This window comes from Metapseudomonas cellulosilytica (genome assembly GCF_049334135.1).
GTDB lineage: Bacteria > Pseudomonadota > Gammaproteobacteria > Pseudomonadales > Pseudomonadaceae > Metapseudomonas.
Genome location: NZ_JBHZGN010000037.1, coordinates 1 through 20,242, shown reverse-complemented (window position 1 = coordinate 20,242; position 20,242 = coordinate 1). Strand labels below are relative to the sequence as shown.

Annotated in this window: 16 protein-coding genes; 9 read left to right on the top strand and 7 right to left on the bottom strand. The window is 65.6% G+C overall.

Annotated elements, in window-relative coordinates; all coding sequences use genetic code 11:
* The 5 genes from ACFW0H_RS28270 to gloB all read right to left on the bottom strand — a co-directional run bounded on the left by ACFW0H_RS28270 (position 1) and on the right by gloB (position 7,633).
* Positions 1-1,086: a microcin C ABC transporter permease YejB gene (locus tag ACFW0H_RS28270; RefSeq protein WP_422917171.1), complete on the bottom strand. Its 1,086-nt coding sequence runs from the start codon at positions 1,084-1,086 to the stop codon at positions 1-3.
* Positions 1,087-2,934 (bottom strand): extracellular solute-binding protein, encoded by a 1,848-nt coding sequence (locus ACFW0H_RS28265; RefSeq protein ID WP_422917170.1) that lies wholly within the window; start codon positions 2,932-2,934, stop codon positions 1,087-1,089.
* On the bottom strand, positions 2,931-4,757 hold the full coding sequence (locus ACFW0H_RS28260; protein ID WP_422917169.1) for an extracellular solute-binding protein: 1,827 nt from the start codon (positions 4,755-4,757) through the stop codon (positions 2,931-2,933). The genes ACFW0H_RS28265 and ACFW0H_RS28260 overlap by 4 nt, the downstream gene beginning before the upstream one ends.
* A gap of 405 nt (positions 4,758-5,162) precedes the next feature.
* Complete coding sequence (locus ACFW0H_RS28255) at positions 5,163-6,755, bottom strand: lytic transglycosylase (protein WP_422917168.1); 1,593 nt, start codon at positions 6,753-6,755, stop codon at positions 5,163-5,165.
* Between the two features lie 98 nt (positions 6,756-6,853).
* Positions 6,854-7,633 (bottom strand): hydroxyacylglutathione hydrolase, encoded by a 780-nt coding sequence (gene gloB, locus ACFW0H_RS28250; protein ID WP_422917167.1) that lies wholly within the window; start codon positions 7,631-7,633, stop codon positions 6,854-6,856.
* A 61-nt stretch (positions 7,634-7,694) separates the two neighbouring features.
* Between gloB and ACFW0H_RS28245 the strand changes: the two genes are divergently transcribed.
* From ACFW0H_RS28245 to ACFW0H_RS28225, 5 genes are all read left to right on the top strand, one after another.
* Positions 7,695-8,459: a methyltransferase domain-containing protein gene (locus tag ACFW0H_RS28245; protein WP_422917166.1), complete on the top strand. Its 765-nt coding sequence runs from the start codon at positions 7,695-7,697 to the stop codon at positions 8,457-8,459.
* Positions 8,460-8,903, top strand: coding sequence for a ribonuclease HI (gene rnhA / locus ACFW0H_RS28240; protein WP_422917165.1), 444 nt, complete (start codon positions 8,460-8,462; stop codon positions 8,901-8,903).
* A 43-nt stretch (positions 8,904-8,946) separates the two neighbouring features.
* Positions 8,947-9,684: a DNA polymerase III subunit epsilon gene (gene dnaQ, locus ACFW0H_RS28235; RefSeq protein WP_422917164.1), complete on the top strand. Its 738-nt coding sequence runs from the start codon at positions 8,947-8,949 to the stop codon at positions 9,682-9,684.
* A gap of 104 nt (positions 9,685-9,788) precedes the next feature.
* A complete protein-coding gene (locus ACFW0H_RS28230) occupies positions 9,789-12,044 on the top strand; it encodes an Orn/Lys/Arg family decarboxylase (protein ID WP_422917163.1) in 2,256 nt (751 codons plus the stop codon).
* A 20-nt stretch (positions 12,045-12,064) separates the two neighbouring features.
* The gene (locus ACFW0H_RS28225) at positions 12,065-13,426 is read left to right on the top strand and encodes an amino acid permease (RefSeq protein ID WP_422917162.1); all 1,362 of its coding nucleotides are present in this window, start codon (positions 12,065-12,067) and stop codon (positions 13,424-13,426) included.
* On the opposite strand, the gene nhaB is transcribed toward ACFW0H_RS28225, so the two are convergent.
* Entirely contained in the window at positions 13,410-14,912 is a 1,503-nt protein-coding gene (gene nhaB, locus ACFW0H_RS28220) for a sodium/proton antiporter NhaB (RefSeq protein ID WP_422917161.1), read from the bottom strand. The genes ACFW0H_RS28225 and nhaB overlap by 17 nt on opposite strands.
* Positions 14,913-15,129: 217 nt before the next feature.
* On the opposite strand from nhaB, the gene ACFW0H_RS28215 reads away from it, so the two are divergent.
* The 3 genes from ACFW0H_RS28215 to nudC are packed head-to-tail and all read left to right on the top strand — an operon-like array spanning position 15,130 to position 18,495.
* Complete coding sequence (locus ACFW0H_RS28215) at positions 15,130-15,942, top strand: crotonase/enoyl-CoA hydratase family protein (protein ID WP_422917160.1); 813 nt, start codon at positions 15,130-15,132, stop codon at positions 15,940-15,942.
* 38 nt (positions 15,943-15,980) lie between these two features.
* Positions 15,981-17,660: a ferrous iron transporter B gene (locus tag ACFW0H_RS28210; protein WP_422917159.1), complete on the top strand. Its 1,680-nt coding sequence runs from the start codon at positions 15,981-15,983 to the stop codon at positions 17,658-17,660.
* Position 17,661: 1 nt separating this feature from the next.
* Entirely contained in the window at positions 17,662-18,495 is an 834-nt protein-coding gene (gene nudC, locus ACFW0H_RS28205) for an NAD(+) diphosphatase (protein WP_422917158.1), read from the top strand.
* On the opposite strand, the gene ACFW0H_RS28200 is transcribed toward nudC, so the two are convergent.
* Positions 18,469-19,248 carry a TSUP family transporter gene (locus ACFW0H_RS28200; protein WP_422917157.1) on the bottom strand — a complete coding sequence of 260 codons (780 nt, stop codon included), beginning with the start codon at positions 19,246-19,248 and terminating at the stop codon, positions 18,469-18,471. The two genes, nudC and ACFW0H_RS28200, sit on opposite strands and share 27 nt — an antisense overlap.
* Positions 19,249-19,348: 100 nt before the next feature.
* On the opposite strand from ACFW0H_RS28200, the gene ACFW0H_RS28195 reads away from it, so the two are divergent.
* Positions 19,349-19,999, top strand: coding sequence for a hypothetical protein (locus tag ACFW0H_RS28195; RefSeq protein WP_422917156.1), 651 nt, complete (start codon positions 19,349-19,351; stop codon positions 19,997-19,999).
* The last annotated feature ends 243 nt before the right edge of the window (positions 20,000-20,242 follow it).

Sequence of the window (20,242 nt, the reverse complement as noted above, 5' to 3'; positions counted from 1 at the left end):
TCAACCCTCCCGGCTTTCGAAGTCGATGCGCGGATCGACCAGGGTGTAGGTGAGATCGCTGATCAGTTTCACCACCAGTCCCAGCAAAGTGAAGATGAATAGGGTGCCGAACACCACCGGATAGTCGCGGTTCACGGCGGATTCGAAACTCATCAGGCCCAGGCCGTCGAGGGAAAAGATCACCTCGATCAGCAAGGAGCCGGTGAAGAAGATGCCGATGAAGGCGGACGGGAAGCCGGCGATGACGATCAGCATGGCATTGCGGAATACATGGCCGTAGAGCACGCGGTTCTCGGAGAGGCCCTTGGCGCGGGCGGTGATCACGTACTGCTTGCTGATTTCGTCGAGGAAGCTGTTCTTGGTCAGCAGGGTGAGGGTGGCGAAGTTGCCGATCACCAGGGCTGTCACTGGCAGGGCCAGGTGCCAGAAGTAGTCGAGGATCTTGCCGGTGAGGCTCAGCTCGTCGAAGTTGTTCGAGATCAGGCCGCGCAGGGGGAACCAGTCGAAGTAGCTGCCGCCGGCGAAGAGCACGATGAGCAGGATGGCGAAGAGGAAGGCGGGGATGGCATAACCGACGATGATCGCGGTGCTGCTCCAGACGTCGAAGGCGCTGCCGTGACGGACCGCCTTGGCGATCCCCAGGGGAATGGACACCAGGTACATGATCAGGGTGCTCCAGAGCCCGAGGGAAATGGACACCGGGAGTTTCTCGGCAATCAGGTCGATGACCTTGGCATCGCGGAAGAAACTGCTGCCGAAATCCAGCTTCAGGTAGTTGGTGATCATCAGCCAGAAGCGTTCGGGGGCCGGCTTGTCGAAGCCGTACATCTTCTCGATCTCCTTCACCAGCTCCGGATCAAGGCCCTGGGCGCCACGGTAGTTGGAGCTGGCTGTGGCGACCTCGGCACCGCCACCGGAAATGCGGCCGGTGGCGCCACCGGCGGCGGCATCGAAGCCTTCCAGCTTGGCGATCATCTGCTCCACCGGGCCGCCGGGGGCGGCCTGGATGATGATGAAGTTGATCAGCAGGATGCCGAACAGGGTCGGAATGATCAGCAGCAGTCGACGCAGTATGTAGGCGAGCATTTACTGGGCATCCGGCTCGGAAGGGGATTGCTCGGACTGGCTAGCAGTTTCCATGCCCGGTTTCTGCCACCAGGTCATCAGGCCGAAGTCGTAGAGCGGCGTGGTAGCAGGGCGCTGGAAGTGGTTCCAGTAGGCGACGCGCCAGGTATCGACGTAGTAGTTGGGCACCACGTAGTGGCCCCAGAGCAGCACCCGGTCCAGGGCGCGGCTGTGCTCGACCAGGCTCTGCCGCGAGTCGGCGCGGATCAGGCCCTCCACCAGCTTGTCGATGGCCGGGTCGCGCAGGCCGATGAAGTTGCGGCTGCCGGGGCTGTCGGCGCTGCGCGAGTGCCAGAACTCCATCTGCTCGTTGCCTGGCGAATTGGACTGGCCCCAGGTGGCGGGGACCATGTCGAAGTCCCGCGAGCGCAGGCGGTTGATGTACTGGGAAACGTCCACACGGCGGATCTGCAGGTCGATGCCAAGCTCCGCCAGGTTGCGCTTGAAGGGCAGGATCACCCGCTCCAGGTTGGCTTGGGCGGTGAGGAACTCGAAGGCCAGTGGCTTGCCGTCCGGACCGACCATGCGGTCATTCTCGATCTTGTAGCCGGCGTCCATCAGCAGCTGGTAGGCGCGGCGCTTCTGCTCGCGGATGATGCCGCTGGCGTCGCTGACCGGCGGCTTGAACACCTGGGTGAAGACCTCCGCCGGGACCTGGCCGCGCAGCGGTTCGAGGATCTTCAGCTCATCGGCGTCGGGCAGCTCGTGCGCGGCCATCTCGGAGTTCTCGAAGTAGCTGCTGGTGCGCTTGTAGGAACCGAAGAACAGCTGTTTGTTGGCCCACTCGAAGTCGAACAGCTGGGCGATGGCCTCGCGCACCCGGCGATCCTGGAACACCGGCCGGCGGATATTGAAGGCGAAGCCCTGCATGCCGGTCGGATTGTGGTTCGCAATGGCCTCCTTGACGATCTTGCCGGCGCGCAAGGCGGGGCTATCGTAGCCAGTGGCCCAGTCCTTGGCGGAATACTCCAGGTTGAAGTCGAACTGGCCGGCCTTGAAGGCTTCCAGGGACACCGACATGTCGCGGTAGTAGTCCACGGTGACGGCGTCGAAGTTGTAGTAGCCGCGGGTCACCGGGAGGTCCTTGGCCCACCAGTCCTTGACTCGCTCATAGCGGATCGTGCGGCCGGCATCCACCTTGGCGATGCGATAGGGGCCGCTACCCAGTGGCGGCTCCAGGCTGGTCTTGCCGAAGTCGCGGCCTTCCCAGAAGTGCTTGGGCAGCACCTGGATCTGGCCGAGGATCAGCGGCAGCTCGCGGTTGCCCGAGTGCTTGAAGTCGAAGCGCACGCGCAGGGCGTCCTCGGCCTCCACCTTGGCCACGTCGGCGTAGTAGTGCCGGTACATCGGGTCGCCGTGCTCGACCAGGGTGTTGAAGGTGAAGACCACGTCTTCGGCCGTTACCGGCTTGCCGTCGTGGAAGCGCGCCTTGGGGTTCAGGTAAAAGCGCACGTAACTGTTATCCGGCGCCTTCTCGATCTTTTCGGCCAGCAGGCCGTACTCGGTGAAGGGTTCGTCCGGGGAGTGGAAGGTCAGGCTGTCGTAGGTCAGGGCCAACTGGTCGGCCGCATTGCCGCGGGGGATGAAGGGGTTGAGGCTGTCGAAACCGCCGACGCCGGCCAGGCGCAGGACGCCGCCCTTGGGGGCATCCGGATTGACCCAGGAAAAGTTCTTGAAGTCCGCCGGGTACTTGGCAGGCTCGTCGTAGAGGGTGATGGCGTACTTGGGCTCGGCGACGGCGAGGCCGGCCAGGGACAGCAGCAGGACGCCACAGCCCTGCAGCCAGCGTGTGCGCAGCGTTTTGCTCATCGGGCGTTCTCCGTGGGCTTCAGCCACCAGGCGCGCAGGCCCAGCGTGTAGGGCGGCGTGGTGACGAAGGCGAACCGGTTGCGGTACGCCAGGCGGTGATAGTTGATGTACCAGTTGGGAATGCTGTAGTGCTCCCAGAGCAGGGTGCGGTCCAGGGCGCGCGCGGCGGCCAGTTGCTCGTCGCGGCTCTGGGCACCGAGGAGTTTGTCGATCATCTCGTCGGCCACCGGGTTGGCCACGCCGGCGTAGTTCTTGCTGCCCTTCACGCCCACCTGGCTGGAGTGGAAGTAGAGGTATTGCTCCAGGCCGGGGCTCAGGGTCTGCGGCAGGGTCATCAGGATCATGTCGTAATCGAAGTGGTCCAGGCGCTGCTTGTACTGGGCGCGGTCCACCGTGCGCAGGCTGACGTCGATGCCGATGCCGGCGAGGTTCTCGCGGTAGGGCTGGAGTATGCGTTCAAGGTTCGGGTTGACCAGCAGTATCTCGAAACGCAGCGATTGGCCACGATCGTTGAGCAGCCGTTGGCCGGACAGCTTCCAGCCCGCCTCGGCCAATAGACCCAGGGCGTGGCGAAGGGTTTCCCGCGGGATGCCGCGACCTTCGGTGGTGGGCACCTGGAATGGCTCGGTGAAGAGGGCCTCCGGCAGCGTCTTGCGATGGGGCGAGAGCAGTAGCCACTCGTGACCCTCGGGCTTGCCCACGGCACTGAACTCGCTGTTCGGGTAATAGCTGGCGGCCCGCATGTAGGCGTTGTTGAACAGGGTCCGGTTGGTCCATTCGAAGTCGAACATCAGCCCCATCGCTTCGCGCACCTTGCGGTTCTGGAACACGGCGCGACGGCTGTTCATGAACAGCGCCTGGGTCTGGGTCGGTATCTGGTGCGGGATTTCGGCGCGGATCACATCGCCCCGGGCAATGGCCGGGAAGCGATAGCCGTTGGCCCAGTTCTTCGCCTGGTGCTCGATGTAGAAGTCGAACTCGCCGGCCTTGAAGGCCTCGAAGGCGACGTTGCTATCCCGGTAGAACTCCACCTCCACCCGGTCGAAGTTGTACTTGCCGCGGTTGACCGGCAATTTCTCCCCCCACCAGTCCTTGACCCGCTCGAACACCAGACCGCGTCCGGGACGCACTCGGGTGATGCGATAGGGGCCGCTGCCGAGCGGCGGCTCGAAGGTCGTGGCCTTGAAGTCCCGGTTCTTCCAGTAGTGCTGGGGCAGCACCGGCAGCTCGCCAAGGCGCAGGATCAGCAGCGGATTGCCAGCGCGCTTGAGCACGAAGCGGATGCGATGGCGGTTGAGGATATCGACCCGCTTCACTTCCTGCAGGCTGGTGCGGTACTGCGGATGGCCGTTCTTCACCAGGGTGCGGTAGGAGAACGCCACATCGTAGGCGGTGATCGGCCTGCCGTCGTGGAAGCGGGCCTCTTCGCGCAGGTTGAAGACGACCCAGCTACGGTCCTCGCTGTACTCGACGCTTTTGGCGATCAGGCCGTAGCTGGAAGCGGGTTCGTCTCCGGATGGATCGTACTGGCCGGTGCCCACCATCAACGGCTCGTTGAGCTCGGTGACCCCGTACTGCAGGAAATTGGGGGTGGACACCGGGCTGGTGCCCTTGAAGGTGTAGGGGTTGAGCGTATCGAAGGTGCCGAAGGCCATGACCCGCAGCGTGCCACCCTTGGGGGCATCGGCGTTGACCCAGGCGAAATGGTCGAAGTTGGCGGCGTATTTCAGGGTGCCGAACTGCGCGTAGCCGTGGCTTTCGATCACGCCGGCGAAACAGGGGTGAGCCAGCAGGCCGATGAGCAGGAAAGCAAGGCGACGCATCAGGCGGGTGTCCGATCCATGGCTATCGTGTCGGGCATGTGGGCGCTGGCCTCGCGGGCGGGAAGGTGCGGGCATCAGGCCGGCGAAATCGTGTCGGGAGTCACGCGCCGCGGGTCTCGGCGGTAACGGCTGGCAAGTACAGTAACAGCTTGTACAGGCAAGAAAAAAGGGCCAGCCCACGGGGAGCTGGCCGGCCTCCTGGCACAACCGGGTGTGGAGGAGGAACAGGCGGTCCGCGAAGTGCTTGGCACCCGCTTACGTCAGCTGCACCAAGTGCGGTCGTAGGGTGGATCACGCTTCACCGATCCACCATCGGGGTTGGTCATGGCGACGCTGGTGGACAGAAGAGCGCTGTCCACCCTACGGCCTGCGCCGACAGCCCCACTCCCTTCAGGGAATGGGCGCTCAGGGCAGGTAGACGGTCAGGGTCTGGCCCGGTTTCAGGCTGCCGCTGCGGGGATTCCAGCGCTGCAGGTGCTTCATCTCGACGTTGAAGCGCTTGGCGATCAAATAGAGCGAATCCCCCTGCTTGACCTTGTAGTAGGTCACCGACTCGCGGCCGTCGCCCTTGGATTGGCCCTTGCCGGCGCTGGCGACCTGGGTGGCGCCGCCTTGCAGTTTCAGCACCTGGCCCGCCTTGACGCTGTTGCCCTTCAGACCGTTCCAGCGCTTGAGGTCCTGCACGTCCACCTTGTACTGGCGGGCGATGGTCCAGAGGTTGTCGCCGCTCCTGACCTTGTGGCTGCGCGCCGGGGCCGGGGCCGGCGTCGGGGCCTTGGTGCTGGCGACGTTCTGGAACAGGGGCTGCTCGGGTTTCAGGCCCGGCTCGACCGGAATGCTCAGTGCCTGGCCCACGCGCAAGTGGTTGCCGGAGAGACCGTTGATTTCCTTCAGGGTATTGACCGTCACGTGGTAACGGTTGGCGATGCTATTGAGGCTGTCGCCGTTGCGCACCCGGTACTGCTGCCAGTCCACCAGTTCCTGGGGTTTCATCAGGGCGAGGTTGGCGGTCAGCAGCTCAGCCTTGTCGGCGGGCACCAGCAGGTGCTGGGGGCCGTCCATGGTGATGCGCTTCTTGTAGGCCGGGTTGAGCTGGTACATCTCGTCGGCGTCCATGTCAGCCATTTCGGCGACACGGGACAGTTCCAGGCGCTGCTGCTTGACCTCCACCACTTCGAAGTAGGGCTCGTTGGCGATGGGGCTCAGGTTCACGCCATAGGCTTCCGGCGCCATCACCAGCTGCGACAGGGCCAGCAGTTTAGGCACATAGTCCTGGGTTTCCTGGGGCAGGGGCAGGTTCCAGTAGTCGGTCGGCAGGCCAAGCTTCTGGTTACGCTCGATGGCACGGCTGACGGTGCCTTCGCCGGCGTTGTAGGCGGCCAGTGCCAGCAGCCAGTCGCCGTTGAACATCTCGTGCAGGCGATCCAGATAGTTCAGGGCGGCGTTGGTGGAGGCGGTGATGTCGCGACGGCCGTCGTACCAGCTGGTCTGGCGCAGGTTGTAGTGGCGGCCCGTGGACGGGATGAACTGCCAGATGCCCACGGCGTGGCTGGGGGAATAGGCGAAGGGGTTGTAAGCGCTTTCCACGACCGGCAGCAGGGCCAGCTCCAGAGGCATGTTGCGTTCTTCCAGGCGCTCCACCACGTAGTGGATGTAGAGGCTGCCGCGGGCGCTGGCGCCTTCCAGGAAGGAAGGCTTGCTGACGTACCAGAGGCGCTGGCGCTCGATACGCGGGTTGACACCGATCTCGTCCTGCAGCTTGAAACCGTTGCGCATGCGATCCCAGATGTCCTGGGGTTCACGCTCGGTCTCGGCCTCTTCCAGCCACTGGGCCTGGGCGTTCATGCCCAGCGCGCGATCGGTGTCGCGGCCCTGGTCGTCATCCTTCTGGCCGGTGCCCGAACAGCCGGCGAGGGTAACGGCACACATCACCACAAGCGCTCGAGCGGCTCGTGCCAATGCATCCAGGTCGAAGGTTCTGATCGGCGAAGACAACATTGGCTGAGGGGTTTTTCCGGCGAAAAAGTTCGGCGATTCTAGAAATCGACCTATGGCTGGTCAAGTTTTCGCCAGTCAGCCCGCGCCACGCCTGGCGTTCAGAACTGGTCCTTCCATGCGCGCAGGGCGGCGAAAACCTTGGCGGGCGTAGGGTTATCCCGTCCGGCCCACTCGTCGGCCATTTGTTTAACGGATGTTTCAGTCACCCGCAGGAAGGGATTGGTAGCCCGCTCCAGGGCGATGGTTGATGGCAGGCTGATGGCGCCTTGCTCGCGCAGCCGGGTGACTTCGTCGAAACGCGCGGAAGTGGCGGGGTTGCCCGGCTCGACGGCCTTGGCGAAGCGCAGGTTGCCAAGGGTGTATTCGTGGGTGCAGAACACCAGCGTGGCCGCCGGCAGCGCCGACAGGCGGCTCAAGGAGTGGTGCATCTGCTCCGCGGTGCCTTCGAACAGGCGGCCGCAACCGGCGGCGAACAGGGTGTCGCCGCAGAACAGCAAGGGCCGCTCGGCGTCCGCGTGGTAATAGGCGATATGACCCAGGGTATGGCCGGGAACCTCGATTACCCGGAACTCCAGGCCCAGTACCTGCACGCTGTCGCCGTCTGCCAGGGCCTGGTCGCGTGCGGGGATCTTCTCCAGTGCCGGTCCGAGCACACGTGCACCACAGGTGGCCTTCAACTGGGCCACGCCGCCGATATGGTCGCCGTGATGGTGGGTGACCAGGATGTCGGTCAGCTTCCAGCCGGGGTGGGCGTCGAGCCAGGCCAGTACCGGCGCGGCGTCGCCGGGGTCGACCACGGCGCAGCAGCGGCTTGCGGCATCCTGCAGCAGCCAGAGGTAGTTGTCGGAAAAGGCGGGGAGGGCGTCGATCTTGATCATGAAGGGAGTCGCCAAGCAGAGAGCAATGGAGCATCTTAGGGCTGTGACGCAGGAGATTGCCATGACCGAGAAAGCATTCGCCCAAGCCGATGCCGATTGGCTGGAACTGATATCAGGGGCCCGTTCCTGGTTTTCCGGGCCTCTGGGCGGCCTGATGCTGTTCGAAGAGCAGCGCCTGCTGGAGGACGAACTGCCGCGATACTTCGGCGGCTACCTGGTGCACTACGGTCCGCGCGCGGAGTTGCCGCCAGGGGCCAAGCAGATCCAGCGCAGCGTCCACCTGGGCGCCCCGTTGCCGGGGGTGGAGATTGCCTGCGAGGAAGCCGCCTGGCCCGTCAGCGAGCACGCCGCCGATGTGGTGGTGCTGCAACATGGCCTGGATTTCTGCCTCTCTCCCCATAGCCTGCTGCGCGAGGCCGCGCGCAGCGTGCGGCCCGGCGGGCACCTGATCATCGTCGGGGTCAATCCCTGGAGCGCCTGGGGCGTGCGCCACTTCTTCGCCGGCGACGCCTTGCGTCAGGCGCGCTGCATCTCGCCGGCGCGGGTCAGCGACTGGCTCAACCTGTTGGGCTTCGCGCTGGAGAAACGCCGCTTCGGGTGCTATCGTCCGCCGCTCGCTTCGGCGGCCTGGCAGTCCCGCCTGGCTGGCCTGGAGCGTCGAGGTTCCGCCGGGCAAGGGTTCGGCGCGGGCTTCTATCTATTGGTGGCGCGCAAGCTGGTGATCGGCCTGCGGCCGCTGCGTCAGGCCCGGCGCGAGCCCATGGGCAAGCTGGTTCCCATGCCGGTAGCCAAGGTCAGCCGGTGCGATTCGAAACATGAGGCATAAGTGAGCGATCTGGTCGAGATCTATACCGACGGCGCCTGCAAGGGCAATCCCGGTCCTGGTGGATGGGGCGCCTTGTTGGTCTACAAGGGCGCCGAGCGCGAGCTCTGGGGGGGCGAGCCCGAAACCACCAACAACCGCATGGAACTGATGGCCGCCATCATGGGGCTGGTGGCGCTCAAGCGCCCATGCGAGGTCAAGATCATCACCGACTCCCAGTACGTGATGCAGGGCATCACCGAGTGGATGCCCAACTGGAAGAAGCGCGGCTGGAAGACCGCCGCCAAGCAGCCGGTGAAGAACGCCGACCTCTGGCGGGCCCTGGACGAGCAGGTCAATCGCCACAGCGTGCGCTGGCAGTGGGTGCGTGGCCATACCGGCCATCCCGGCAACGAGCGCGCCGACCAGTTGGCCAACCGAGGTGTAAGCGAGCTGGGTGCCCGCTAGAATTTCGCCGTTATTGCGGCAGCCTCCTTCATAGGTTCTGAACATGCGTTACGTAGTCCTCGATACTGAAACCACCGGCATGCCGGTCACCGATGGCCACCGCGTCATCGAGATCGGCTGCGTCGAACTGGAAGGCCGACGCCTGACCGGTCGCCACTTCCACGTCTACCTGCAACCCGACCGCGAGGTGGATGAAGGCGCCATCGCGGTCCACGGCATCACCAACGAGTTCCTGGTGGGCAAGCCGCGCTTCAAGGATGTCGCCGACGAATTCTTCGAGTTCATCAAGGGCGCCGAGCTGATCATCCACAACGCGGCGTTCGACGTCGGCTTCATCAACAACGAATTCGCCCTGCTGGGGCAGACCGAGCGCAGCGACGTCAGCGAATACTGCACGGTGCTCGACACCCTGCTGATGGCCCGCGAGCGCCACCCGGGCCAGCGCAACAGCCTGGACGCCCTGTGCAAGCGCTACGACGTCGACAACTCCAACCGTGAACTGCACGGCGCGTTGCTCGACGCCGAGATCCTCGCCGACGTCTACCTGGCGATGACCGGTGGCCAGACCAACCTGTCCCTCGCCGGCGAGGGTGGCGATGGCAGTGGTGGCCGCGCCCAGGCATCCGCGATCCGCCGGCTGCCGGCCGACCGCGCCCGCAGCCGGGTGATCCGTGCCAGCGAAGAGGAACTGGCCGCCCACGCCTCGCGCCTGGCGGCGATCGAGAAGTCCGCCGGGGCGCCCGCCCTGTGGACGCAGATGGACGCCGCGCCGACGTCCTGATTGCGACCTTTGCTTACAGCCAGTGGCCGCGGGGGTACCGTCCCCGCGAACGAGCTTCTACCCTGAGGGCATAGGCGGCCGGGACCGCCCCTCAGGGAGCCACAATGTATAAAGAGCTCAAGTTCCCCGTCCTCATCGTCCACCGTGATATCAAGGCCGACACCGTCGCTGGCGAACGGGTGCGCAGCATCGCCCGCGAGCTGGAGCAGGACGGCTTCACCATCCTCTCCACCGCCAACTCCGCCGAAGGGCGCATCGTCGCTTCCACCCACCACGGCCTCGCCTGCATCCTGGTCGCCGCCGAAGGCGCCGGGGACAACCAGCGGCTGTTGCAGGACATGGTGGAACTGATCCGCGTCGCCCGGGTGCGTGCGCCGCAGCTGCCGATCTTCGCCCTGGGCGAACAGGTGACCATCGAGAACGCGCCGGCCGAGGCCATGGCCGACCTCAACCAGCTGCGCGGGCTGCTTTACCTCTACGAAGACACCGTGCCCTTCCTCGCCCGCCAGGTGGCCCGTGCCGCGCGCAGTTACCTGGAGGGGCTGCTGCCGCCGTTCTTCCGCGCCCTGGTGGAGCACACCGCGCAGTCCAACTATTCCTGGCACACGCCCGGCCACGGCGGTGGCGTGGCCTATCGCAAGAGTCCGGTGGGGCAGGCGTTCCACCAGTTCTTCGGCGAGAACACGCTGCGCTCGGATCTCTCGGTGTCGGTGCCCGAACTGGGTTCGCTGCTCGACCACACCGGCCCGCTGGCCGAGGCTGAGGCGCGTGCGGCGCAAAACTTCGGTGCCGACCACACCTTCTTCGTGATCAACGGCACTTCGACGGCGAACAAGATCGTCTGGCACTCCATGGTCGGCCGCGACGACCTGGTGCTGGTGGACCGCAACTGCCACAAGTCCATCGTCCATTCGATCATCATGACCGGCGCCATCCCGCTATACCTGACGCCCGAGCGCAATGAGCTGGGCATCATCGGTCCGATTCCGCTCAGCGAATTCAGCCGCGAATCGATCCAGGCCAAGATCGATGCCAGCCCCCTGGCCAAGGGGCGCGAACCCAAGGTCAAGCTGGCGGTGGTGACCAATTCCACCTACGACGGCCTCTGTTACAACGCCGAACTGATCAAGCAGGCCCTGGGCGACTCGGTGGACGTGCTGCATTTCGACGAGGCCTGGTACGCCTACGCCGCCTTCCACGAGTTCTATGCCGGGCGCTATGGCATGTGCACCCGGCGCGAGGCGCACTCGCCGCTGGTGTTCACCACCCACTCGACCCACAAACTGCTGGCGGCCTTCAGCCAGGCCTCGATGATCCACGTGCAGGACGGCGGCGCGCGCCAACTCGACCGCCACCGCTTCAACGAAGCCTTCATGATGCACATCTCCACCTCGCCCCAGTACGGCATCATCGCCTCGCTGGACGTGGCTTCGGCCATGATGGAGGGGCCGGCCGGGCGCTCGCTGATCCAGGAGACCTTCGACGAGGCGCTGCGCTTTCGCCGGGCCCTGGCCAATGTGCGGCAGAACCTGGAGGCGGACGACTGGTGGTTCGACATCTGGCAGCCGCCGCTGGTGGAGGGCGCCGACGCCGTTGCCACGGAAGACTGGCTGCTGCGCCCGGATGCCGACTGGCACGGCTTCGGCCACGTGGCGGAAGACTATGTGCTGCTCGATCCGATCAAGGTCACCCTGGTGACGCCGGGCCTGACCGCCGACGGCAAACTGGGGGAGCAGGGCATCCCGGCGGCGGTGGTCAGCAAGTTTCTCTGGGAGCGTGGGCTGGTGGTGGAGAAGACCGGCCTCTATTCCTTCCTGGTGTTGTTCTCCATGGGCATCACCAAGGGCAAGTGGAGCACGCTGCTGACCGAGCTCTTGGAGTTCAAGCGCGGCTATGACGCCAACCAGCCGCTGGCCGAAGCGCTGCCCTCGATAGCCGCCGCCCACCGCGCGCGTTATGCCGGCATGGGCCTGCGTGATCTCTGCGACGCGCTGCACGCCTGTTACCGCAACAGTGCAACCCCCAAGGCGCTGCGGCGCATGTACACCAAGCTACCGGAACTGGCGATGAAGCCGGCCGATGCCTACGACAAGCTGGTGCGTGGCGAGGTGGAAGCGGTGGCGCTGGACCAGCTGCAGGGGCGCATCGCCGCGGTGATGCTGGTGCCCTATCCGCCGGGTATCCCGCTGATCATGCCGGGGGAGCGCTTCACCGCCCAGACCCGCGCCATCATCGACTACCTGGAGTTCGCCAGGACCTTCGACCAGAGCTTCCCCGGCTTCGATATCGACGTGCATGGTCTTACCTGTCAGGAAAGTCCTGCGGGGCGCTGCTATACAGTGGACTGCATCAGGGAATAATTCGCCCAGCGGGGGAAACGATGGCGACAGGGGACGGGGTGAAGTCGCGCGGCAGCATGGGGTTCTGGACCTGCACGGCGCTGGTGGTGGGCAACATGATCGGCTCGGGCGTGTTCCTGCTGCCCTCCAGCCTCGCGGCCTACGGGGGGCTCAGCCTGTACGGCTGGCTGATCTCCAGCACCGGGGCGGTCGTCCTGGCCCTGACCTTCGCCCGCCTGGCGCGGCTCAATCCCTCGGCGGGTGGCCCTTACGCCTATACCCGCGACGGCTTCGGCAACTTCGCCGGCTATCTATGTGCCTGGACCTACTGGAAGGCCGCCTGGATCGGCAACGCCGCGATCTCCGTGACCCTGGTGGGCTACCTGCAGGTGTTCATCCCGGCATTGCGCGACCCGGTGCTGATGGTAAGCACCGCCATCGGCGCCATCTGGCTCTGTACCCTGATCAATCTGCGCGGCATCGGCGCCTTCGGCCTGGCGCAGAACCTGCTCACCGTGCTCAAGCTGGTGCCTTTGCTGCTGGTGGGCGTACTCGGCTGGTTTTCCTTCAATCCCGACTACCTGCGTGTCCCGGAGGTCAGCGAACTCCCCAATGGCGTCGGCTATGCCCAGGCGATTGCCACGACTGCCGCCCTGACGCTCTGGTCCTTCATCGGCCTGGAATCGGCCACGGTGCCGGCGGACCACGTGGACAATCCCAAACGCACCATTCCCCGTGCCACGGTGTTCGGCACCCTGGTGGCGGCCGGGGTATACATCCTTTCCATCACCGCCGTGCAGGGTGTGCTGCCCCCCGAGGTGCTGATGCGCTCCACCGCGCCCTTCGCCGATGCGGCGCGGGTGCTGGTAGGGGAGTGGGGCTACCACCTGGTGGCAGCTGGCGCAGTGATCGCCTGTCTCGGTGCACTCAATGGCTGGGTGCTGCTGCAGGGCCAGATTCCCATGGCCACCGCCCGTGACGGGCTGCTGCCGGAGTCCTTCGCGAAGACCAACAAGCATGACGTGCCGGCCCATGGCCTGCTGGTCTCCGGCGTGCTGGTCACCGCGCTGGTGCTGGTGGACGGACAGGGCGACCTGGTCGACGTGTTCAACGTGATCATCCTGCTCGGCACCATGACCGGGGTCGTGCCCTACGCCTTCTGCACCGCCGCACTGCTGCAGCAACTGGCGGTGAAGCCCGGCGATTTCTCCGAGGGCGAGCGTGGCCGGCTGGTGGCCATCGGCGTGCTGGGCTTCATCTATTCCATCTGGGCGCTCTACGGCACCGGCGAGCAGGCCATTTTCTGGGGCTTCCTGGTGCTGATGGCCGGCATTCCGCTCTACACCTGGCGCCAATGGCGCAATCGGGTGCAGGCCGAGGCGGCCGTCAGAGCCAATGGCTGACCGCCCACCAGCCGAGCACGCCCATCACGATGGTGTAGGGCAGGGCCATCCACACCATCCGCCCATAGCCCAGGCGCACCAGCGGCGCGACGGATGAGGTGAGCAGGAAGAGGAAGGCCGCCTGGCCATTGGGGGTGGCCACGCTGGGCAGGTTGGTGCCGGTGTTGATGGCCACCGCCAGGGTGTCGAAGTGCTCGCGGGTCATGGCGCCGGAGTCCAGCGCGTTCTTCACTTCCGTGATGTAGATGGTGGCGACGAAGACGTTGTCGCTGATGGCCGAAAGCAGTCCATTGGCGATGAACAACATTCCCGGCTGCTCCTCCGCGGGCAGCGCCAGCACGGCATGGATGATCGGGGTGAACAGGTGCTGCTGCTGGATCACCGCCACCACGGCGAAGAAGGCCACCAGCAGTGCGGTGAAGGGCAGGGCGTCCTGGAAGGCGCGGCCGATCTGGTGCTCGTCGGTGATGCCGCTGAAGCTGGTGATCAGCACGATGACCATCAGGCCGATCAGCCCCACTTCCGCGACGTGCAGGGCCAGGCAGAGGATCAGTATCAGTGCCGCCACGCCTTGCACCATCAGCGCCACGCGCTGGGCCTGGGTGCGCCGGGCGTTCTCTTGCCGGGCGAAATCGGCCAGTACATGGCGCACGCTTTCGGGCAACTCGGCGCCATAACCGAACCAGCGCAGCTTCTCCAGCAGCACGCAAGTCAAGAGGCCGGCCGCCAGCACGGGCATGGACACTGGCGCCACGTTCAGGAAGAACTCCTTGAAGTGCCAGCCGGCCTCATGGCCGATCAGCAGGTTCTGCGGTTCTCCGACGAGGGTGCAGACCCCGCCCAAGGCGGTGCCCACGGCGGCGTGCATCAGCAGGCTGCGCAGGAAGGCGCGGAAGGTGTCCAGGTCTGCGCGACTCGAACTGGAGAGGTCGCTGTCGGAGTCGGTGTCGTGCTCGTCGGCCATGCCCCTGCCCGAGGCGACGCGGTGGTAGACCCCGTAGAAGCCGAGGGCGACGCTGATGATCACCGCGGTCACGGTCAGGGCGTCGAGGAAGGCCGAGAGAAAGGCGGCCAGCAGGCAGAACAGCAGGGCCAGCAACGTCTTGCTGCGTACTCCCAGCAGCAGGCGGGAAAACAGCAGGAGCAGCAGGTCCTTCATGAAATAGATGCCCGCCACCATGAACATCAGCAGCAGGATCACGGGGAAATTGTGCTGCAGCTCTTCGTACACGGCGGTCGGCGTCGCCAGGTCCAGCAACAGCGCTTCGATCACCAGCAGGCCGCCGGGCAACAGCGGATGGCACTTCAGCGCCATGGCCAGGGCGAAGATGAACTCGGCCACCAGCAGCCAGGAGCAGACCACCGGGCCGAGCAGCCCGAGCACCAGCGGATTGAGCACCAGGAAGGCAATGATCGACAGCTTGTACCAGTGCGGTGAGTTGCCGAGGAATTGGCGGCCGAAGGCGGCGGCGGGCGAGGCGTGCATCGGGGTTGTCTCTGAATCGTGGTTGTCGGACGGGGCAGCGAAAGTGCCAGCGCGGTGCGGTTATATCAAGTGTTTATGGCCGATTTTGGCGGTGAAGCTTCAGTTGCATGGCGAGGCCTGCGTCACAGTGGGCGGCATCGACTTTTACTTCGTGCTTGTTATAGTTGCCGGGCTTCCTGAACGCCCCATTTCCATGGCGCACGCCGAGGACCGCCCCGTGCCTGATTACAAAGCCTTCCGTGTAGAGTTGGCAGACAAGATCGCCCATGTGCAGATCAACCGTCCCGAGAAGATCAATGCGATGAACGCCGACTTCTGGACGGAGATCGTCGAAATATTCCGCGAGATCGAAGACAACGACGAAGTTCGGGTCGTGGTGCTCTCGGGGGCCGGCAAGCATTTCTCCTCCGGCATCGACCTGATGATGCTGGCCTCGGTCGGCGCCCAACTGGGCCCGGACGCCGGCCGCAATGCCCGCACCCTGCGGCGCAAGATCCTCGAACTGCAGGCTTCCTTCAATGCCGTCGACAACTGCAGCAAGCCGGTGATCGCGGCCATCCAGGGCTACTGCCTGGGCGGTGCCATCGACCTGGTCTCGGCCTGCGACATGCGCTACTCGACCACCGACGCGCAATTCTCCATCAAGGAGATCGACATCGGCATGGCCGCGGACGTCGGCACGCTGCAGCGCCTGCCGCGCATCATCGGCGACGGCATGATGCGCGAACTGGCCTACACCGGCCGCACCATCGACGGCGCAGAGGCGCAGCGTCTGGGCCTGGTGAACCGCACCTACACCGACCAGGACGCCCTGCTCGAAGGGGTGTTAGACATCGCCCACCAGATTGCCGCCAAGTCGCCCATCGCCGTGCGTGGCACCAAGGAAATGATCCGCTACATGCGCGATCACCGGGTCGACGATGGCCTCGAGTACGTCGCCACCTGGAACGCAGCGATGTTGCAATCGGCGGACCTGCGCGTGGCCATGGCGGCCCACATGTGCAAACAGAAACCCGAGTTCGCTGACTGATGCGGTACGGCACATTCGCGCCGGAGGCGCATTAAGGCATGGTTACCGGAGTCACTTCGCTGGGGTTGGTGCGCGACGAGCTGTTCGCCACCATGGAACAGGCCGAACAGAGCCTGGAGCACTTCATCGCCGAGCGCCAGAACGGCACCCTGCTGCAACAGGCCGTCGAAGCCATGCACCAGGTGCGCGGCACCCTCAACCTGATCGAGCTGACCGGCGCCGAACTGCTGGCCCAGGAACTGCTCGACCAGGCGACCGACATACCCGCAGGTGCCGGTGAAGAGCGCGATATCCAGCTCTCGGCCCTGAGCAACGCGCTGCATGTATTGCGCCGTTACCTGGAAAACCTCGACCTGCACCGCCAGGAAATGCCCGAGCTGCTGCTGCCGGCCATCAACGACCTGCGTCAGGCCGGTGGGCAGGCGCCGCTGCCGGAAAGCTACTTCTTCAGCGTGCGCCTGGACCAGGTGCGCCAGGGCGCCGTGGCGGTCAAGCTGCCGGAAGGCGCGAATCCCGATGTTCTGGCCCGGCGCTTCCGCCAGGCCTACCAGCAGGGCCTGCTGGGGTTCCTGCGCGGCGCCAAGGTGCCGAGTTCCCTGCGCATGATGCTGCGTGCCCTCGGCGGGCTGGAGCGGCTGTACGCGGAGCAGCCCCGCGGGCGCCTGTGCTGGATCGGCGCGGCGGCCATCGAATCGCAACTGGATGGCCAGTTGCTGGCGCGCAAGTCGCGCAAGCAGCTGTTCTCACGCCTGGATCGCGAGCTCAAGCTGCTGCTCGCCAACACGGCCTATGAAGCGCCGCGCAGCCTGCAGAAGGAGCTCCTCTACCTGGTGGCGCTGGCCGACAGCCAGGGGCAGCGCGCCCGCGAGCTGCGCGACGCCTTCGGCATGACCGCGCTGCCCTTCACCGACCAGCTCCTGGAACAGGAATACCAGCGCCTCTCCGGCCCTGGCCAGGCGGTGATGCGTTCGCTGTCCGCGGCCATCTTCGAGGAGCTGAACAGCGTCAAGGACATGATCGACCTGATCGAGCGCGGCACCGCGCCGGTAGAGTCCTTCGACAGTCTTCACGCCCTGCTGGGCAAGCTGGCCAAGACCCTGGCGATGGTCGGCCTGATCTCCCCCGGCAACGCGTTGCAGTCGCAGCTGCCCATGGTGGCCGGCTGGAGCGCCGCGGCGCCGGTCGAAGCCACCGAACTGCTCAAGCTGGCCGATGCCGTGCTTTATGTGGAAGGCATGGTGGCTGGCCTCGACAGCGGTGAACGGCGCCATGGGCGTCAGGCCGCCGAGCCTGGCCACGAAGAGGGCTCCTTCGCCAACCACCAGCTCGCCGAAGCGCGTATCGTGGTGCTGGACGAGGCCCAGGCCGGCCTGTCCATGGCCAAGCGCGCCATTACCGCCTACCTGGAATCCAACGGCGAAAAACTCCACCTGGCCAATGTGCCGGTGAGCCTGCAGGCGGTGCGTGGCGGCCTGTGGTTCCTCGACCAGGAGCGCGCCGCGTCCCTCGTGGGGGGCTGCGGCGACTATATTCAGCGGCAGATGCTGGAGACTTCCGCCATGCCTTCGGAACAGATGCTGGAAACCCTGGCCGATGCCCTGACCAGCCTAGAGTACTACCTGGAAGGCGGCGCCGGCATGCGCCGTGGTTTCCAGACCGATGTGCTCGACCTGGCCGCCAGCAGCGTGCGGGCCCTGGGCCTGCAGGTGGCTGCCTGATATGGCTGGGAGCCGCTGGCAGGCAGGCCTGCTCGATACCACCCAGGCGGGCGGCTGGGCCGTGGCGCATTGCCGCCAGCAGTTCCTCGCCGACAGTAACGGCCTGCTCTTCCCCCGTGAGTGGCTGAAGCGCCAGGAGCTGCCGGTGCTCGCCGAACATGGCATCGGCCACTTCGACGGCGACCCCATCTACCTGCTGGAACTGGCCCACCCGGCTGAAGTGGCCGGCTGCTTCTGGCAGGGCCTGCGCCAGGTGATGCTGCAAGGCGACGCCGACATCTTCCACATGCTCGGCTTTGCCAGCCAGATCGGCACCTGGGCTGACCAGAACCGCTTCTGCGGCAGCTGCGGCCAGCGCATGGAGCCGGTGGCAGGCGAACGCGCGATGCGTTGCCCGAGTTGCGAAGTCCACCACTACCCACGGCTATCGCCGAGCATGATCGTCCTGGTCAGCCGCGGCGACGAGCTGCTGCTGGCGCGCTCGCCGCGCTTCGTCAGCGGTGTCTACAGCACCCTGGCCGGCTTCGTCGAGCCGGGTGAGTCGGTGGAGGCCTGCGTGGCCCGCGAAGTGCGGGAAGAGGTGGGTGTGGAGATCGGCAACATCCAGTACATCGCCAGCCAGAATTGGCCCTTCCCGCACTCGCTGATGCTCGGCTTCCATGCCGAATACCGCGGTGGCGAGATCGTCCCGCAGCCGGGCGAGATCGAAGATGCCCGCTGGTTCTCCGTGGATGCGCTGCCGCCGCTACCGGCCCAGCGCTCCATCGCCCGCTACCTCATCGACCTCTATGTGGCGAGGCGTCTCGGCCTAGCCGAACCAGTGCTGCCAGGCTAGGCGCGCGGTCAGCGCCAGTACCACCAGGATGAACACCGGGCGGATGAACTTGGCGCCGCCCTTGATGGCCGTGCGTGCACCGAGGAAGGCGCCGGCCATCAGCGCCAGCCCCATGCTGAGGCCCAGTGCCCAGGCCACCTGGCCGCCCACGATGAACACCGCCAGGGCCATGGCATTGCTGACGAAATTCATGCTGCGGGCGACGCCACTGGCGCGTACCAGGTCCAGGGGGTAGAGCAGCAGGCTGCTGACGGTCCAGAAGGCGCCGGTGCCGGGCCCGGCGACGCCATCGTAGAAGCCGAGCCCCAGGCCCTGGGGCCACTGGCGACCGCGGGAGATGGGCGCGTCATGGCTGTGCGCGACATCCGGCGTCTTGCCGAACAGCAGGTACAGGCCGCAACCGAAGACCACCGCCGGCAACATCTGGTTGAGCCAGGCCGCGGGCAGCCAGTGGGCGATCACCGCGCCCAGGGCCGCGCCGATGGCGGTGGCGATCAGCGCATTGCGCCATTTCGACGGGTCGAACAGCTTGCGCCGGTAAAAGGTGTAGGCGGCGGTGCCCGAACCAAAGGTGGCGCAGAGCTTGTTGGTACCCAGCACCAGGTGTGGTGGCAGGCCGGCGGTGAGCAGGGCGGGAATGGTCAGCAGGCCGCCACCGCCGGCGATGGCGTCGATGAATCCGGCAAGAAAGGCAACAAAGGCGAGAATCGCCAAGGTGGCGGGATCGACCGCCAGCTCGAAGGGGAATGGCATGGAAAACGAGGTCCGTGTCTACAACTGCCGCGTGGCTTGTGGCCGCGGCTTGGGGAGTTGCGCATAATGCCGGCATTTTCACGCATAAGGAATGGGCTCCATGCAGTATGACGGCCTGGCCTGGGCGACCGCCCTGCTGGCATTGCTGGTGGCGGTGGTGGCGGGGCGCGTCCTTTTCAACCGCAGCTGGTTCCTTGGCTGGCTGCGCGGCACCTGCGGCCTGGCCTTCCTGGCCCTTGCGCTGCTGGTGGCGCTGGTGGCTCGCGATCTCTGGAGCTACAGCGAATTGCCGCAGGACAAGCCGCTGGTGACCCTGAACTTCAAGGCCCTCGGCCCGCAGAACTACCAGGTGACCCTGCTGGAAGGCGGCAGCGAGCGCGAGGTGCTGCTGGACGGCGATCTCTGGCAACTGGACGCGCGCCTGTTCAAGTGGAAAGGCCTGGGCGAACTGCTCGGCCTGGCGCCCGGCTACCGCCTGGAGCGTATTTCGGGGCGCTACCTGGCCATCGAGCAGCAGGCCCTGGCGCAACATCCCCGCGCGCAACTGGCCAGCAGCCCCTATGGCGTTGACCTGTGGCGCTGGCTGCGGCTGGCCCAGCGTGACTTCTTCCTCTTCGCGCCTGAAGCGCAGCGGGTGACTTACCTGCCCATGGCCGACGGCGCGGTCTACTCGGTGAACCTGTCGCCCACCGGCCTGATGGCGCAGCCGCTGAACCCGGTGGCCGAGGAATCGCTGAAGGGCTGGCGTTGAATAGACGGGCGTAGGGTGAAAATCCCTTTCGGGATGTCTGCCATCGGTGTCCTGCACTACCTCGCTGGTGGATAGAAAAGCGCTATCCACCCTACACGGCTGACGTGGCGACCGCGCGGTGCACCAGCCTTGTAGATACCGTCTTGCCCCTTAGTGGGCAAGGGCCAGTTTCGGATCGAATGGCCGACCCGATTTCAGCACGCCATAGGCGATGTGCAGCAGCTTGCGCATCGCCGCGCAAAC